This window comes from Streptomyces sp. NBC_00075, assembly GCF_045041225.1.
GTDB classification, from domain to species: domain Bacteria; phylum Actinomycetota; class Actinomycetes; order Streptomycetales; family Streptomycetaceae; genus Streptomyces; species Streptomyces adonidis.
Genome location: NZ_CP108243.1, coordinates 10,574,637 through 10,590,262, shown reverse-complemented (window position 1 = coordinate 10,590,262; position 15,626 = coordinate 10,574,637). Strand labels below are relative to the sequence as shown.

The following is a 15,626-nucleotide window of genomic DNA, read 5'->3' as shown; positions in this document are numbered from 1 at the left end:
TCGGCCGAATGGCCGCGACGTCCTCGACTGCGTCGCGCCCCGGTCCCCCCATGAGTAGCCTCCTTGGCAATTTGGCGACACGGTGGTCTGGTCAGATCGGCTGGAACACGAGGTCCAGGTGCGTCAGTCCACGCAGCATCGCGCTCTGGTTGCGGACCGTCCGCCCTGTCGGGTCGAGCGCGATGTCCCCCATCCGCGGCAGCAGCGTCTCCAGCGCGATGCGCATCTCGGCCCGCGCCAGTGGGGCACCCAGGCAGAAGTGGGCTCCGAAACCGAAGGCGAGGTGGCGGCCCGACCGCTGGGAATCCCGGTCCAGATCGAGTTCGTCGGAGTCCGCGAAGACCTCGTCGTCGTGGTTGGCGGAGCCGAACATCACGAAGACGGTTGCACCCTTCGGAATGGTCACCCCCGCGATCTCGACATCCCGGACGGGATAGCGCGGCATTCCCTGAGCGGGCGACTCCAGGCGCAGCAGTTCCTCCGTGAGCCCCGGGATCAGCTTCGGCTCCGCGCGTATCCGGCTGGCCAGCGCCGGGTCGGTGGCCAGCCGGTGCAGGGTGCTGGTCAGCAGGAAGGTGGTCGTCTCGTTGCCACCGATGAGGAAGGTCCTGGCGATGTTGACGATCTGGGTGTCCGTCAAGGCGGAGCCGTCGTCCAGGCGCGCACCGGCCAGCAGCGACATCAGGTCCTCACGTGGCGTGCGCCGCCGTGTATGGATCAGTCCGAGGAAGTAGTCGTTCATCTCGGCGATGTGCCGGGCCACTTCCAGCTGGCGTTCCGGGGGCTGCGGCCCAGCACCCCGGCTCATGATCTCGTCGGACCAGAACTTCAGGCGCTCGTCCATGCCGGGATCGGTACCGAGTGCCTCCCCCGTGACCAGGGCGGGCAGCGGCTCGGCGAACTCGGAGCCGAACTCCACCCGGCCCCGGTCCGCCCAGGGCTCCGACAGCCGTTCTACCAGCACCCGGATCCGCGGTTCCATGGCCTTCACCTTGCGCGGAGTGAAGACCCTGGCGACGAGGGAGCGGACCGCGGTCTGGTCGGGTGGATCGTTGTCCAGCAGCGTGGGCGTCTCCGGACAGCCGGCGAGCATCTCGCCTATCTCGTCCCGTACGGGAGACGGGCCGAACATGTCGAAGGCGTCCCTCGACCAGCGGGAGGAGAAAGTCTTCGTGTCCTTGAGAATGCGCAGAACGTCCTCGTAACGCGACACCAGGTACAGGCCTGCGGCCGTCTCCACGACAGGAGCCCGGTCGCGGAGCGTCCGGTAGGCCGGGAACGGGCACTCGATCACCGACGGATCATTCAGGGACATCGGGTTATGGGTGGTCATACGTCATCTCCCCATGCGCCGCGTGTGAGGCGGCGAGGCCGGCCGCTCGGCCGGCCTGTCGATGGATGGCGTCGGGGCGAGCCGGAGGTCCGCTCCCGTATGGCGGTGCAGACCCTGTACGGGTCGCTGCCGAGTCACGGGTCGAGGCCATCGGAGTTTGGCGGCGATCTCGTCCACGGTCTCGGTGTCGAGGCCGGTATCCGTCATGTCAGCTCCTTAGGTGTGCCGTCATGCGTATGCCGTTCGATGGAAACCGACCAGCCGCCGGTCACGCTCGGTCGGTCTTGTCGTCGGCGCCGGGACAGCCTTCGGCATGATGAGGAAGAGGCGGTGGCACGGCGGGGATGAACGTGGCGGCAGGCGCTCGCCGACTCGGCGGTCACGTCCTGGAGCCCTCGGCGATGGCCGCGTCGGTCACCGGGCCAGGCGCCACGACGGCGGACTCCCCCGTGTCGGCGGCCCAGGCCCCTCTCGATGTGCAGCCGGTGTCCCGACGGGTCAGCCGCGAACGGCCGCGCTCATCCGCCTGAGGGTTCCCTCCGGGTCGACGGGTCCCGGGAGCGGTACCAGCAGGCAGCTGACGCCCAGTTTCTCCAGCTCTTCGGTATAGGTGCGCACCTCCTGAGGGCTCCCGGTCACACCCCGCAGCCCTGCAAGGAAGTCGGTCAGCCCCAGCTCCTCCACCAGCTGCGCCTGACGGCTTCCGATCACCAGGTGATCGGCCGGGGTGTACTGGCGCTCCAGCTGTTCGACGGCGCTCAGCAAATGGGGCGGGACAAGCGCGCGCATGTGCGGCGCTTTGAGGCCCATCCCGCCGGTGGAGGCGAGCATCGCGACAATGTCCGCGTTGGCCTCGGCACGGGTGTCCCGTACAGAGACGAAGCCCATGCCCCAGATCTCGATCGAGTCGGGGTCACGCCCCGCCGCACGGGCACCTTCTCGGACCATCTCGACCTTCTCGGCCACCAGGTCGAGCGACAGCCCGACGCCGATGATGGCACCGTCGGCGATCTCACCGGCCAGTCGCAGCGCTTTCGGGCCGTCCGCGGCGAGGTGGATCGGCAGGCTGCGGGCCCACCGCAGCGGTGTGGTGGTGAAGCCGTCGACCTCGGCGCGGCCTCCCTCCAGCAACTCGCGTACGGCGCCGAGGTACGCGCGCACCTCGGAAATCCTGGGGCGCGGCCGACCGAGCGTCGCGGTACCACTGCCACCAACGCCGAGCGCCAGCTGAAAGCGCCCGCCGGTGAGTTCGTGAAGCGTCGAGGCGGCGCCGGCCGTGGCGGCGGGATGCCGTACGAAGGGAAAGGTCACCATCGTGGCAAGTGTGGCGTTCCGTACCTCCTGTGCGGCAACCGCCAACGACACATACACATCGTGCCAGGCGGCGGGAGAGTCCCCGATTCCGATCACCTCGTAGCCCAGATCCTCCGCCAGGCGGAGCTGCCTGCGGAACACCTCCAGGTCGTCGCCCCACATCATGACCGCGCCGAGCCTCATACCGTCTCCTCCACACCACGTGCGATGCCCAGTTCGGGCAACACCTTGGACGTGAACAGCTCCACACTCGCCCAGCCCAGGTCCGGATCCATGCCGCCCATCAGCGGGTGCAGCTGAACGATCGAGTCCTCGCCGAGGTCGCGGATGAGCCGGACGGCGCCCGCCGGATCGAGGATCTTGAAACGCGACCCCTTGCGGAGATCGTCGGCCGAGGTCCCCTCGAACATCCGCTTCTGGCTGTCATGGGCGTCCGCGTTCCAGCGCGCGTACGTGTCGACATCGTGCAGGGCGTGCGGGGCGATGCGCCGCCAGTCCCGCTCCGGGTCCTCGGCGACGTGCAGGAAGTACGGGCCCAGCTGGAACTCGGGCCCCGGCGGCAGGCCTCGGGCCGCCCGCTCGGCCTGATATGCAGCGAAGAAGGTGGCATCGGTCGGGACGAATTCAAGCCCGAGCCGAGCCGCCCGCCGAGCCGCCACTCGCGACGAACCGCCGATGAGCAGCCGGGGGTGGGGCCGCTGGATCGGACTCGGGGTCACCCGCACCGTCTCGCCACGGAACTGGAAGGGCTCCCCCGTCCACGCCTGGAGGAGGACCTCAACGCCCTCGTCCAACAGCCGCCCGCGGGCGGCGAAGTCGGCGCCGAGCATCCGGAACTCGGCCTCCCGGTACCCGGCGCCGAGCACCGCTTCGGCCCTGCCACCGCTGACGAGGTCGAGCACCGCCACGTCCTCGGCCACCCGGAGGGGGTGGTACAGCGGCAGGACCAGCGCGGCGATCCGCAGCCGGATCCGCGAGGTGCGGGCGGCGAAAGCTGAGGCGAGCATCAGGGGCGAGGGGCAGTAGCCGTCCTCCGCGCCGTGGTGCTCCGAGATCATCAGGAAATCGAAACCGTGGCGGTCCGCGTGGGCGGCCAGGTCTAGAGCGGCCGCGTACAGCGCCTGCGGCGGCGCCGCCCACTCCGGCACCCTCATATCGAACCGCATACCTAAGGTCGGCACCGAGTCTGTCCTCTCCCTGTCCAGCTGCGTGCGCGAACAGGCGCACACACAGAGCTTGCAGCACGACGAATGGAACACACAATACTCAAAGTGTAATATTAGTTCAGCATGGCGGGGTGATTGCCTCGACGATGGATTCGGCCTGCTCATGCCCGCGCCCCCTCCGCCAGCCATCCGGGGCCGCAGCACCTCTGCCAGCTGCCCATCGACGAGTCGGAGCGATGAGCCAGGACTTAGAGGTCCTAACAGAAGTTGTTGATCATGTGACTTTCGGCTTGGGTGGTCATTGGTCTGGTCGTGGGGAAACGTCAGTCGCGGCCTTGGATCGTGTCGGATGAACTGTGGTCGCCGATCGAGCCGTTGCTGCCCGAGCCGGGTCCGAAGCTGGTGGAGGGCCGGCCGCGGGTGCCGGACCGGCAGGCGTTGTGCGGGATTCTGTTCGTGCTGCATACCGGCACCCAGTGGGAGTACCTGCCCCAGGAGCTGGGCTTCGGGTCGGGGATGACATGCTGGCGGCGCCTGGCCGCATGGAACGAGGCCGGCGTGTGGGACGAACTGCACCTGGTGCTGCTGAAGAAGCTGCGGGCCGCGGGGAAGCTGGACTGGTCGCGGGCGGTGATCGACTCCTCCCATGTGCGGGCCGCTCGGCGCGGCCCAAAAGCGGCCCAGCCCGGTCGACCGCGCACGGCCGGGCAGCAAGCACCACGTCCTCACCGACGGACAGGGCATCCCGCTCGCGGTGTCGCTGACCGGCGGAAACCGCAACGACGTCACGCAGTTGCTGCCGCTGCTGGACAAGGTCCCTGCCGTGGCCGACGTCGTCGGGAGGCCCAGGCACCGGCCCGACGCACTCCTCGCCGACCGCGGCTACGACCACGACAAGTACCGGCGCCTGCTCTGGGCCCGCGGCATCCGCCCGGTCATCGCCGAACGAGGCCAACCACACGGCTCCGGCCTCGGCATCTTCCGGTACGTCGTCGAGAGAACGATCGCCTGGCTGCACGGCTTCCGCCGCCTGCGCATCCGATGGGAGCGCCGCGACGACATCCACGAAGCCTTCCTCGGCCTCGCCACCTGCCTCATCACCCACCGGCGTATCCAGCGCCTTTGTTAGGACCTCTTAGCCCGGCGGCGCAAGGGGCTCATCTCGGTGTCCCAGATCCGCGAGAAATGCCGGTCCAGGACGGAGAGATAGATGTTGGCCAGCAGCGGAGAGGCCACTCCTCCTTGTGGAGTGCCCGTGAGGGTCTCCGCGAATCCACCGTGCAGTTCGACAACTCCGGCCCGCAGAAATGCGCTGACCAGCTGCGGGATCTTGCGGTCCTTGATGCGTTCGGCCACCAGGCCCATGAGGACGTGGTGATCGACGTTGTCGAAGCAAGTCTTGATGTCGCCCTCGATGAACCAGGTGGTGCCCGTCCATGTCGAAGCGATCTCGTCGAGTGCGGTGTGGCAGCCCCGGCCGGGGCGGAAACCGTGCGACCTGGCCGAGAACCGCGGTTCGTAGTATGCCTCCAGCAGGAGACTGGGCCTTGCCCCAAGGCCCATCCGGCGCCCGCGGTCGTCCGGTCCACGGCGCAGACGCGGGAGGTCACGGCCGACTTGGGGCGCAGGCGGTGTCCCGCCGTTCCCCGCCCTTCACATGCTGGAAAGGTCGCTTGGTTGCGTATTGCGACCCGATCAAATCCGCGTTTCAGGTCGGCACCAGCTTCTATAGCGTTCGCTAAGGAAGTTGGTGTACGTTGTTTTGTAGTGACCGATAAGGATGGTTGGTGCGGCAGAGCCGCGTCACCCGCACCTTGCAGGCTCGCCGAACTCGTTTTCCCGTCACACCCACGAAATGAGGCAGGACTGTGTCCACACTGCGCTCTCGTCACCCGGGCAGGTCGCTCGCCGCGCTGGCCGTCACGGCGGCCACGTTGCTCGCCACCGCGCCCGCGGTTTCCGCGTCCCCGTCCCATGCGGGCACGGCCACCACTGCGGCGTCCTTCGACGCCCAGGGCCGGACCGCCTTCAACAAGGTGATGGTGACCCGTTTCTTCGACCGGCTCTACAACCACGGAGATCTCGCTGCGATCGGCACCCATGTGCGGCCCGACCTGATCCAGCACAACCCCGGCCTGGCCGACGGCGCGGCCGCGCTGCGACGCCATGTGACCGACCTGAAGGCCGCCCACCCCCAGGCCCGTCTCCTCGTCAAGCGGGTCATCGCCCAGGGGGACCAGGTCGCGGTGCACAGCAACCTGATCCTGGAGCCCGGCACCAAGGGGCTGGCGGTCGTCGACATCGTACGAGTGCAGCGGGGCAGGATCGCCGAGCAGTGGGAGGTCTCCCAGCAGGTCCCGGAGACCACCGTCAGCGGCAACGACATGTTCTCCGTCATCTCCACCCCGCGCACGTCCCGGCCGGACCCGCGCGCCTCCGCCGCCGCCAGCGAGCAGGTCGCCATCACCATGTTCCGTGAGCTCGCCATCGAACGGGACCTGACCGCGCTCGACCGCCACGCCGTCGACCCGTACCCCACCCACAGTCCGGTGGTCGACAACGGCATCGCCCCCGGCAAGAAACTCTTCGCCCAGACCTTCGCTCAATACCCCGACGCGGTCGTCACCTTCGAGAAGGTCATCACCGAGGGCGACCTGGTCACGCTCCTTTACCACATGCAGCGCACCCCCGATGAGCCCGGACTGGCCATCTGGGACGTCTTCCGGGTCCAGAACGGCAAGGTCGTCGAGTTCTGGGACATCATCCAGCCGATTCCGGCGACCTCGGCCAACGACAACAGCATGTTCTGACCCACCCGAATCCATCCCTGCCCGTCGGGTCGGAGCAGCGCCGTGGCTCAACGGAACGTGGATCTGCTCACGGCCACGCGCAGGGCCCACCGAATTGGATTGATCATGACTGATTTGCAGGGCAAGACCGCTCTGGTGACGGGCGCGAGCCGCGGCATCGGGCGCGGCATCGCACAGCGGCTTGCACGGGACGGGGCTCTGGTCGCCGTGCACTACGGCACCAACGAGGCCGCCGCGAAGGACGTGGTCGCCTCCATCAGCGAGGCCGGCGGACGCGCCTTCGCGATCGGCGCCGAGCTGGGCAAGGACGGGGACGTCGAGAACCTGTTCACCCAGCTGGAGGAAGGGCTGCGGAAGCACACCGGTGAGACCGCCCTGGACATCGTGGTCAACAACGCGGGAATCGGCTCGACCGGATCCGTCGAGGAGGCGACTGCGGAGGATTTCGACCACGTCTTCGCGGTCAACGCCAAGGCGCCGTTGTTCATCATCCAGCGGGCACTGCCCCTGATGGGTGACGGCGGCCGGATCATCAACATCTCCTCCGGCGTCACCCGGATCGCGTTCCCGGGAGCGATCTCCTACGCTATGACCAAGGGCGCGCTCGACGTGCTCGGCCGAACCCTGGCCAAGCAGCTCGGAGCCCGCAACATCACCGTCAACAATGTCGCAGTCGGCTTCATCGCGACCGACGCCACCGCGCCCCTCATGGAGGATCCCGAGACCGGCGCGTGGCTGTCCAGCGTCGCGGCGCTCGGCAGGGTGGGCCAACCGGCGGACATGGCCGACATTGTGGCCTTTCTCGCCTCCGACGATGCCCGTTACATCACCGGCGCCCTGATCGACGCGACCGGCGGCGGTCAGCTGTAGGAGGGCGGCGGGCTGGTCCCGCTCACTCGCCGGGCGGAGGCGAGCCCGCCTCCGCCCGGCCCGTACACCCTCGGGAACGCCTACTCCGATGAAAGGTTCCGTCATGGCATCCCGCAGGCCCTGGGAAAAGCGGCTTCCGTGACGGCTTCGCCACCGAGGGCTCCGATGCCCGGTGGACGTTCGCCGCGGCCGGACCCCGCGCGCCGAACGACGGTGTCGTCACGACATCAGCCGAGGGGCCGCGCGTCGTGGTCGCGGGCTTCAACAAGCAGAGCGGGGAGCCGGCGATCACCCTGACCTTGGAGCCGGAGAAGCGCAGCGGCGGTCTGCCGGGCGCGCTGGACCACATCAAGTGGCACGCCTCCACCACCCATCAGGCGTCCACCAAGGTCGTCGGCTTCGATGTCGAGCCCGGCCGTGAACTGTCGTTCCATGCCTGGGTGTCCGGCCAGGTCTACGGTGCCAAGAGCCATCCGTTCGGCGACGCGGTGCCCGACCCGGAGGGCGATATACGCCTCGCGGCGGCGATGAACGTCATGGACCCGGTGAGCGGGCAGGTCTTCGACTTCCTGCTCACCAACGAACAGATCTACGCCGTGTACGAGCGGCTGCCTAGGTTCCGCGCCCAGCCGGGCGACTCCGCCTCATTCACCGCGGCGATCCCGGTCGCGCGGCGCTCCCCGCATGACCGGCACCACCTGGCGATCGCCTACGCTCCGGCCCAGACCCTCGCCTGCTGGCTCATCGACGGCACCGAGGTCCACCGGGTCACCCAGGTCGGCCACCGCCCCGAGCACCGGCATCTGCTCCTCGACTACCGCGGCCAGGACGCGCTCGTGACACCGCACCGCCTCAACGGCGGACTCGCCCTGGTCACCCTGCTCGACGGAGCGTCGGCCGGCGGCCCGGAGCTGGTCCGGCTCTCCAGCGCAGAGGACTTCTACTTCCACCCCGGCAAGGGTGCGCCACAGGACCAGGCGTTCGTGGACGAGGAGAGTCGGCCCGAGAGCCGGCTGTTCGGGCAGGGTGCAGCACTCAGCGTCAGCCGGTTCGTGGTCGGGAGCACGCCTGTCACCACATGACGCACTGTCAGGCGGGCCAGGCGCGCATCGCGGCGGTGACAACGCTGTCCAGGACCTCGCGGCCAGCCAGGTCGCGTGCCTGTTGGGCCATGCCCTGCATGACTGTCACGACGTAGGTGCCCAATGCGTCGGCGTCCGTACCGGCCGGGAACTCACCGGCGGCGATCCCGGCGGCGATCCGGTCGGTGATGGCCTGCTTGCCCAGATTGCGCCACCGGCGCAGATCGGCTTCGACGTCGGCCGACTGCGGGGTAACGTTCGTTGCCCCGGAGGTGACGAGACAGCCCGTCGGGTGAGTCGGGTCGGTGTAGGCGACGACCACCTCCCGCAGCATCCGCTCGATCGAGGCCCGTGCCGTGGGCTCCTCGGCCAGTGCGCGGGTCGTAGCAGCCCCGTAGGTGGTCATGTAGCGCAGCACGGCCTCCTTGAACAGAGTCCGCTTGTCGCCGAACGCGCTGTACAGGCTCGGTGGTCTGATGTCCATCGCCTCGGTGAGGGCGGCGATCGAGGTGCCCTCGTAGCCGTGCCGCCAGAACAGACGGATGGCCTGGTCCAGTGCCGTGTCCCGATCGAAGGCACGCGGCCGACCGGTGGTGGTCTTCATGACAACTATTCTATAGCAGACGCTAAGAAAGCGGTGTAGTCTATTTATTAGCGAACGATAAGAAAGCGGTCCGGTGATCCCGGCCTGACCACGCAGCTGCGGCAATGGCGCACGGCAGCGACTTCGCCCCACACGTCCATGCCCGTCATACGCATGCGTGAAACGCCAACCGTCAGACACCGGCCACAAGGGCGCGGTGCCCCGGCATAACCAGTTCAGAGGACAGAGATGAAGCTCCTGCACATCGACTCCAGCATTTCCGGTGACCAGTCCGCCAGCCGCCAGATCTCCGCTGCCGTCGTCGAGCGCTTGAAGCGGGAGATCCCCGGTCTGGAGATCACCTACCGCGACGTGGCGGCCGAGCCCGTCCCGCACCACAGCGAGGCCGTGCAGGCGCACAAGCTCGCTGTCGCCGCCCAGGGCGGGGCACTCAACGCGGGCGCCGTCAAGGTCGAGGCGGGCGAGGTCGCCGGCGACGTCGCCCCGCAGGTCCTCAGCGACTACCAGGCCATCGACAGGGCCCTGGAGGAGTTCCTGGCCGCCGACATCGTCGTGATCGGCACCCCGCTGTACAACCTCGGCATCCCCAGCCAGCTCAAGGCATGGATCGACACCCTCGCCGCCCCGGGCAAGACCTTCCGCTACACGGAGTCCGGCGCGGAGGGCCTGGCCGGCGGCAAGCGGATCATCGTCGCCTCCTCCCGCGGTGGCGTGTACACCGCGCCGCCGATGGACGCCTTCGAGCATCAGGAGAAGTTCCTGGCCAGCTGGTTCGGCTTCCTCGGCGTGTTCAACCTCGAGTTCGTCCGCGCCGAAGGTGTCAACTATGGCCCCGAGCAGCGCAAGCTCGCCCTCGATGCCGCCCTGACCGAGGCCTCCCAGCTCCAGGCTGCCTAAGAGGTTGTCTCACGTGGCAAGTTTCGCGAGCTTCTTGTAGCAGGTCAGGGCGGCGGCCAGGCCGAGGAAAGCGAGGAAGTGCGAGCGCTTTCGTTCGTATCGGACGGTGAGGCGACGGTAGCCGAAGAGCCAGGCGATCGACCGTTCGATCTTCCAGCGGTGCCGACCGAGACGTTCGCCGGACTCGATGCCGGGCCGCGCGATGCGCGCGACGAGCCCGCGCTCGCGCAGCCAGGCCAGGTGTCCAGCGGAGAAGTACGCCTAATAGACACGTGGGTTGGTCGTTTGGCCAGTCCTGGCAGGGGCCGGCGAGACGTCTGGGATGTATGCAGCACCGTGAGTGCTTCGACAAGAGGGATGCGGTTCAGGCCCCTGCCTTCGTGAGTTCGGTCGTCGTACCGTGCCGGGGTTCCACTCCTCCGCCACCGCGTCATCCTCATGGCCGGACTCCAGCGCCGCTACCCGTGACACTCCGTCACGGGTAGCGGCAGTGTCGGCGAGTGTGGCGACCTCGCACGGATTGTGTCCCCACACCTGGAGGCGGTGCGGGGGGCGAGTGTGGGTGGCAGCGTGTTCGACGAGGTGAAAGTCTCAATTGTCCGGCGCCCTACTGCCTAACCGTCCATCCTGGACGCATGACTTCCACCGATCCCGCCAGAGCGAACGAGCCGCCGACAATCACGGCGGTGACACGACGTGACATCTTCAAGTACCTGCGTGGGATGTCGCGACCCTGGTGGGGCGAAATGGACGAGGTGACGTTCCTGGAGGGCCTCTACGACCTGGACCGGCCTCCAGTCGGCAACAGCCAGCTTCCGACTGTCCGCGCCGATATCCAGCAGCACCGGTTCAACAACCAAGACCTGCCCGACGACTGGATCTTCGAGGACTCCCGCTTGGAGCTCTCCCACGGACCGGACGAGGTACTGCTCACCTTTCTGGTACGGATGGTCCATCCTGAAGTGGCGGCTGACGTCGAGGAGGCTATAAAGCACGTCGAGGAACTGAACTTGCTTCTGGCGCCGGACGGATGGGGGCTGCGTTCGCACGAGTTCCTCTCGGGCCGCCCCCTGTATGAGCCGGTACGAGTTGCGCCTAGAGGCCCGTTGATTCCGCTGCCGCTGGAGGACGAGGACACGGGCAAGCTCGACCTGGTCCTCGGCCAGGCTTTCAGTCTCCTGGACTGCGCTGGCGAGGAGACCCCACGCGACCTGCTCCGCACCGCGGTCCTGGCCCTCCGCCGTGATGGCGGCTCCTTCCATCCCACACCTGGTGACGGTTGGACGGCTGACACCTACGAGGCGGTCCTGACGGTGGAGCGCGAACTTCTGCCCACCTGCACCCCGGGGGTGAAGGAGGTGGTCTGGCGGACGTTGCAGTCCGTGCTCACCCAGCTTGGGCGCATCGACGTCCAGGACCTTGTGGTCGAAGGCGACACCCGGCCGCTGCCCAACATCCCACCGGACTGGCGGACCCAAGCCGCAGCGCCCGCTACCCCCATCGTTCGAGGCTTCCGACTCCCCTTCTCCACCACCGAGTTCGATGTCACCCGCAGGGACTTCACCGACCTAGAGATCCACGGTTCGCAGGACAGCAGCGGGTTCCACTACCTCTATGACACCCGCGCACGCCGGATGATCACCGACTTCGTCCTCGACGACCGGCCGCAGGTAGCGACCTTGTGCAGCGTCACCATCATTAAGAAGGGCAACACCTTCACGCCGAGGATCAAGCTCTGGAAGAAGGACAAGAAGAAGGCTGGGGAAGTCTCCGCCACGCAGAAAGTGCCTGAGACCGGGACCACCCGGGCCGTCAAGGCGCTCGTCGACACCGGGGACGTCCACGAGAACTTCTGGAAAGTCATCAACTTCCTCCAGAGCTGCACCGGCCTGAGCACACCCGGCAGTTCCCTCCAGCTCGTGGCCAGCGACGAGGCCCAACTGGCCCAGCTGCTGACCGGCCAGGACCGGACGACGGTTCTCGGTGCGGTCAGGACAGCCATCGGCGGCGGGCTCACAGAGGAGGACATCCGGCTGATCAGCAACCGCAAGGAACAGCTCCAAAGGTTCGAGCGACTGCTGATCGATCCGGACCACTTCCGGCAGGAGGAGAGCCTGGCAACGACACGCGGGGCGGAGGCGGTCTGGCAGGCTTTCTTCGAGGCGAATCAGTGGATATTCGGCTACGGCCTCAACCTCATCGCCTGCGAATCCATCAACGACGGCAAACTGGAACGCATCACCACCGGCGCCAACATCTTCGGCGGAGCCGGGAAACGCATCGACGCCATCATGCGGTCCAAGGGCCTGATCAGCAGCATGCTCTTCTGCGAGATCAAGACCCACGACACCGAACTGCTCTCCAGGACCCCGTACCGCGCGGGCGTCTACCAGGCATCCAAGGAACTCGGCGGCGGCGTGGCGCAGGTGCAAAAGACGGCCAGCAAGGCCCAACAGCTCATCTCCAGCCAGTTCCTCACCCGGATCTACGAGGAAGACGGCACCCCGACAAACACCGAACTGTCCACCACCCGCCCGCGACAGGTCGTGGTGATCGGGAGCCTGCGCGAGTTCACCCACAACGGCGCCGTGAACCCGGAGAAGATGAGCTCCTTCGAGCTGTACCGGACATCCATCCAGGACGTCGAAGTAATCACGTTCGACGAACTCTACGAGCGGGCCTGCTTCATCGTCGAGGATCACTGAGGCGGAACGCTGCCAGGGCGCTCGCCGACACTGCCGCTACCCGTGACGGAATGTTACCGGCGCACGGGGGCACATCCCGGCTTCACGGAAAACTTGCCAGGGCCATCTAAGTCCGTACGCCGACAGCCTGGAGGGGATGGACGTCGATCGCCGCGACGCGGGCGCCTTCCCGGGTGGCAAGGGCTGTGGCCTTGCCGTTGCTCATGGCAGTCGCCACTCGATCCGGCGCCGAAGACGAGGGCGACTTCCGGCCAGACGACGACCCATAGCTCGCTGCCTCAGCTTCCTTCCGTGATGAACAATTCGAAAGTGATGGCGACAATGTTGTGGCCGCGCATCAGTTGACCCGCGTGAACCTGCCCGTGACGGTCGACGAGAATGGTCGCGAGTTCACCGTCGACCGTGTCACCCCGCGCGTGCAGCCTTCCGACAACGCTCACGACTTCCGTCCCGGGGCCGTCGACGGCCTGCAGGTCGTTGCCCTGCCTCAGGCGTGCTCCGACGAGACTGCCGAGGCTCGCACGTACGATCGCGTGTGCGAAGCCGTACTCCCGACAGATCTCCATCGCCGCCCGGGTCAGGTCCTCGCCCGGTCCTACCCGGGACATCACAGCCCGACTCCCCGACGACCGGGGTCCGTCAACCGCCAGCGTCCGCGCGGCAGGCACGAACGTCGGCATGGCGGTCTCGGGGTCTGTCGAACTGATCAGATCGACATCGGGCAGTGTGTGGATCACGGCGTAGACCGGTACGTCGCCGATCAAGGTCTCCGGCCAGAGGTGGCCGGCGCTCACGTTGCCCCGTGTGTCTATCCAGGCCGCATGGCAGTGCATAAAACGCTCACCGTCGCGATGGCCGAGGGTGACGGACGCCGTCAACAGCTGAGCCGGTGTCTCGGCTTCCCTGGTGGCGCTGTAGGTCAAGGGAACCGAGCCGTCTGTGCAGATCGCCGGGACACAGTAGGAGACCCGGCTCAGCGTGCCCCCCATGAGCTCGACCTGCGCGCTGGTGCAGCCGGTGTCATCGACGGCCCGGCCGAGAGAGTCGAGGAGTCGCATTCCAGTGGTGAGGGTTGTATGGACCGATGAGGAATCCGTCGCCACCGAGGTGCGGCGACGGGTGTTCCGGGGCCCCGGATGGACCAGTGGCTGCGGGGGCTCGACGAGCTCGGCTGCTGCCTCGCTGGTGAGATCGAAAGGCTGGCGTAGCATGTGCCCCTCCTCGTGGGACACCGAGCGTGGAGAGTGACCCCGGCTCGGACGGCTTGCCGTGGTGACGGCAGTGACGAGCCCGAGTATTCGCGTCAGGCCTAATGCGGTGTACCGCGTGGTGTCGAGACCGAGCGGTAGCGTTTTCTCCATCTGTAGGAAACGGCAGGCTCGCGCCTGCTCAACGGCGGACGGAGGCAGGGCGGACTCGCTGAGTGCCCGCTCGACCGGCATGATCGACAACGAACTGCAGCGCATAGTGGATGCTCTGGCCGAGAGCCTCGGACGCTCCGTGGCGATCAACGACCCCACGATTCACCTGCTGTGCGCCAGTAGGCACTTCGGCGACGAGGACGCCGTGCGTGTCCACGCTGTGCTGCAGCGCGACGCGGGAAGCGCCGTCATCGGGTATCTGCTGGCACAGGGCGTCACCCGGTGGACCGAGCCCGGGGTGATCCCGGCCCGTCCGGACCTGCGTCTCCAGGCTCGGCTGTGCGCCCCGGTCCGCTGGCGCGGGGTCCTTCTGGCTCTGTTGATGGTGATCGACCCGGACCGCTCGCTGACATCTGACCAGATGAACCGTGTTCAGGACGCGGTCGCCGCGATGGCAGCGGTGCTGTACCGCGAATTCCTTGTGGCGGACCGGCACCGCGCTGCCCGGGAGACCGCTCTCCGTAAAGTCCTGAGTGGATCGGAGAAGCAGCGTAAGAAGGCTCTTGAGTCTCTGAAAGAGGGGCAACGCGTGCGCACGGTGCCGTCCGTGACGGTGAGCGTGTTCGATGTATGGGACGAGGCCGATACGGAGACCGCGCAGATCGAACTCGCGCTTCGCGCCTCAATGGAGACGCTCGCGCGGCCCGATCCGGCCGCGGCGGCCTACTTCGTCAAGGACTGTCGGGCCGTGCTCCTGCAACTGGGAGACAAGGAACCCGCCCAGGACCAACTGCGCCGTCAAGCAACCGCTGTCGCTCAACAGGTGCAGGACGCGGTCGTAGGCGGTGCCCGCTGTGTCGTCGGGATCGGTGATCCGTGCGCCGGCCTGGACCAGGCATGGGTCTCGTACGAACGTGCGGCGATCGCGACCCGGGCGGCCAGGATGCTGCCCGGATTCGAGGGTGTGGCCCAATGGGCGGAACTGGGGGCCTACGCGCCGCTCCTGCAGATCCCCGCCAAGCGCCTCACGCCGAACCTCGTCCCCGCACCACTGCGCGCCCTCATCGCCCAGGACTCGCACAACAGGCTGGTGCAGACACTCGCCGTCTACCTCGATCATGCGGGGTCAAGCCCGCAAGCGGCTGCGGCCCTGCACATCCACCGGACCTCGCTGTACTACCGGCTGCGTCAGATCGAGGAGATCACCGGTCTCGACTTGACCAGAGGCGACGACCGGCTGAACCTGCACGTCGGGCTGTGTGTGCTGACGCTACTGGAAGGCGTGAAGTAGCCCCCGGCGCGCTGGGGGTCACGGCCGTGGCCCGTCATCTTGCCCGGCGGCCTGCTGGACCATGGCGCAGGACGTACAGGAGGAGTCGATCACGTGCCAGCTTCTACAAACAGAGAAATCTTGCCATGGCGCCCTCGACTACACGCGGTGTCCTGCTCCGGGTTGAGCGTCCGATACTCCCGGCAAGCGCGTA

At 67.4% G+C, this 15,626-nt stretch carries 12 protein-coding genes and 2 pseudogenes; 7 read left to right on the top strand and 7 right to left on the bottom strand.

What is annotated here, in order from left to right:
- Window positions 1-91 precede the first annotated feature (91 nt).
- The 3 genes from OG787_RS46310 to OG787_RS46300 form a co-directional block, all read right to left on the bottom strand.
- Window positions 92-1,333 (bottom strand): cytochrome P450, encoded by a 1,242-nt coding sequence (locus OG787_RS46310; RefSeq protein WP_405539503.1) that lies wholly within the window; start codon window positions 1,331-1,333, stop codon window positions 92-94.
- Window positions 1,334-1,831: 498 nt separating this feature from the next.
- On the bottom strand, window positions 1,832-2,830 hold the full coding sequence (locus OG787_RS46305) for an LLM class flavin-dependent oxidoreductase (protein WP_326731678.1): 999 nt from the start codon (window positions 2,828-2,830) through the stop codon (window positions 1,832-1,834).
- The gene (locus OG787_RS46300) at window positions 2,827-3,801 is read right to left on the bottom strand and encodes an LLM class flavin-dependent oxidoreductase (protein WP_405539501.1); all 975 of its coding nucleotides are present in this window, start codon (window positions 3,799-3,801) and stop codon (window positions 2,827-2,829) included. Before OG787_RS46300 ends, OG787_RS46305 begins: the two co-directional genes overlap by 4 nt.
- Before the next feature lie 324 nt (window positions 3,802-4,125).
- Between OG787_RS46300 and OG787_RS46295 the strand changes: the two genes are divergently transcribed.
- Window positions 4,126-4,942, top strand: a protein-coding gene (locus tag OG787_RS46295; RefSeq protein WP_405539499.1) for an IS5 family transposase whose coding sequence is annotated in 2 segments (ribosomal slippage) — window positions 4,126-4,493 and window positions 4,492-4,942 — 819 coding nt in all. Because the reading frame shifts where the segments join, the coding sequence is not laid out codon by codon here.
- Here the strand turns inward: OG787_RS46295 and OG787_RS46290 are convergent.
- Window positions 4,939-5,376, bottom strand: coding sequence for a reverse transcriptase/maturase family protein (locus OG787_RS46290; protein ID WP_405539498.1), 438 nt, complete (start codon window positions 5,374-5,376; stop codon window positions 4,939-4,941). The two genes, OG787_RS46295 and OG787_RS46290, sit on opposite strands and share 4 nt — an antisense overlap.
- Window positions 5,377-5,681: 305 nt before the next feature.
- On the opposite strand from OG787_RS46290, the gene OG787_RS46285 reads away from it, so the two are divergent.
- The 3 genes and pseudogenes from OG787_RS46285 to OG787_RS46275 all read left to right on the top strand — a co-directional run.
- Window positions 5,682-6,623, top strand: a complete 942-nt coding sequence (locus OG787_RS46285; protein ID WP_405539496.1) for a nuclear transport factor 2 family protein — start codon at window positions 5,682-5,684, stop codon at window positions 6,621-6,623.
- 105 nt (window positions 6,624-6,728) lie between these two features.
- A complete protein-coding gene (locus tag OG787_RS46280; protein WP_405539495.1) occupies window positions 6,729-7,493 on the top strand; it encodes an SDR family NAD(P)-dependent oxidoreductase in 765 nt (254 codons plus the stop codon).
- 146 nt (window positions 7,494-7,639) lie between these two features.
- Window positions 7,640-8,575, top strand: a pseudogene (locus OG787_RS46275) (DUF6081 family protein); the annotation flags it as partial.
- A gap of 7 nt (window positions 8,576-8,582) precedes the next feature.
- Here the strand turns inward: OG787_RS46275 and OG787_RS46270 are convergent.
- Complete coding sequence (locus OG787_RS46270; RefSeq protein WP_405539493.1) at window positions 8,583-9,179, bottom strand: TetR/AcrR family transcriptional regulator; 597 nt, start codon at window positions 9,177-9,179, stop codon at window positions 8,583-8,585.
- A 228-nt stretch (window positions 9,180-9,407) separates the two neighbouring features.
- Between OG787_RS46270 and OG787_RS46265 the strand changes: the two genes are divergently transcribed.
- Window positions 9,408-10,076 carry an FMN-dependent NADH-azoreductase gene (locus tag OG787_RS46265; protein WP_405539492.1) on the top strand — a complete coding sequence of 223 codons (669 nt, stop codon included), beginning with the start codon at window positions 9,408-9,410 and terminating at the stop codon, window positions 10,074-10,076.
- Between the two features lie 9 nt (window positions 10,077-10,085).
- On the opposite strand, the pseudogene OG787_RS46260 reads toward OG787_RS46265, so the two are convergent.
- A pseudogene (locus OG787_RS46260) lies at window positions 10,086-10,289 on the bottom strand (transposase); the annotation flags it as partial.
- A 473-nt stretch (window positions 10,290-10,762) separates the two neighbouring features.
- Between OG787_RS46260 and OG787_RS46255 the strand changes: the two are divergent.
- Entirely contained in the window at window positions 10,763-12,781 is a 2,019-nt protein-coding gene (locus OG787_RS46255; protein WP_405539491.1) for a Shedu anti-phage system protein SduA domain-containing protein, read from the top strand.
- A gap of 278 nt (window positions 12,782-13,059) precedes the next feature.
- Here OG787_RS46255 and OG787_RS46250 read toward each other — a convergent pair whose 3' ends face one another.
- On the bottom strand, window positions 13,060-13,992 hold the full coding sequence (locus OG787_RS46250) for a PCC domain-containing protein (RefSeq protein WP_405540777.1): 933 nt from the start codon (window positions 13,990-13,992) through the stop codon (window positions 13,060-13,062).
- 229 nt (window positions 13,993-14,221) lie between these two features.
- Here OG787_RS46250 and OG787_RS46245 point away from each other — a divergent pair, with 229 nt between their 5' ends.
- The gene (locus OG787_RS46245; protein WP_405539490.1) at window positions 14,222-15,433 is read left to right on the top strand and encodes a PucR family transcriptional regulator; all 1,212 of its coding nucleotides are present in this window, start codon (window positions 14,222-14,224) and stop codon (window positions 15,431-15,433) included.
- Window positions 15,434-15,626 lie beyond the last annotated feature (193 nt).

Excerpts from the sequence above, each read along its gene's own strand:
- OG787_RS46310 (WP_405539503.1), bottom strand. The coding sequence starts at position 1,333 with ATGACCACCCATAACCCGATGTCCCTGAATGATCCGTCGGTGATCGAG.
- OG787_RS46305 (WP_326731678.1), bottom strand. The coding sequence starts at position 2,830 with ATGAGGCTCGGCGCGGTCATGATGTGGGGCGACGACCTGGAGGTGTTC.
- OG787_RS46300 (WP_405539501.1), bottom strand. The coding sequence starts at position 3,801 with ATGAGGGTGCCGGAGTGGGCGGCGCCGCCGCAGGCGCTGTACGCGGCC.
- OG787_RS46290 (WP_405539498.1), bottom strand. The coding sequence starts at position 5,376 with ATGGGCCTTGGGGCAAGGCCCAGTCTCCTGCTGGAGGCATACTACGAA.
- OG787_RS46280 (WP_405539495.1), top strand. The coding sequence starts at position 6,729 with ATGACTGATTTGCAGGGCAAGACCGCTCTGGTGACGGGCGCGAGCCGC.
- OG787_RS46270 (WP_405539493.1), bottom strand. The coding sequence starts at position 9,179 with ATGAAGACCACCACCGGTCGGCCGCGTGCCTTCGATCGGGACACGGCA.
- OG787_RS46265 (WP_405539492.1), top strand. The coding sequence starts at position 9,408 with ATGAAGCTCCTGCACATCGACTCCAGCATTTCCGGTGACCAGTCCGCC.
- OG787_RS46250 (WP_405540777.1), bottom strand. The coding sequence starts at position 13,992 with ATGCTACGCCAGCCTTTCGATCTCACCAGCGAGGCAGCAGCCGAGCTC.
- OG787_RS46245 (WP_405539490.1), top strand. The coding sequence starts at position 14,222 with ATGATCGACAACGAACTGCAGCGCATAGTGGATGCTCTGGCCGAGAGC.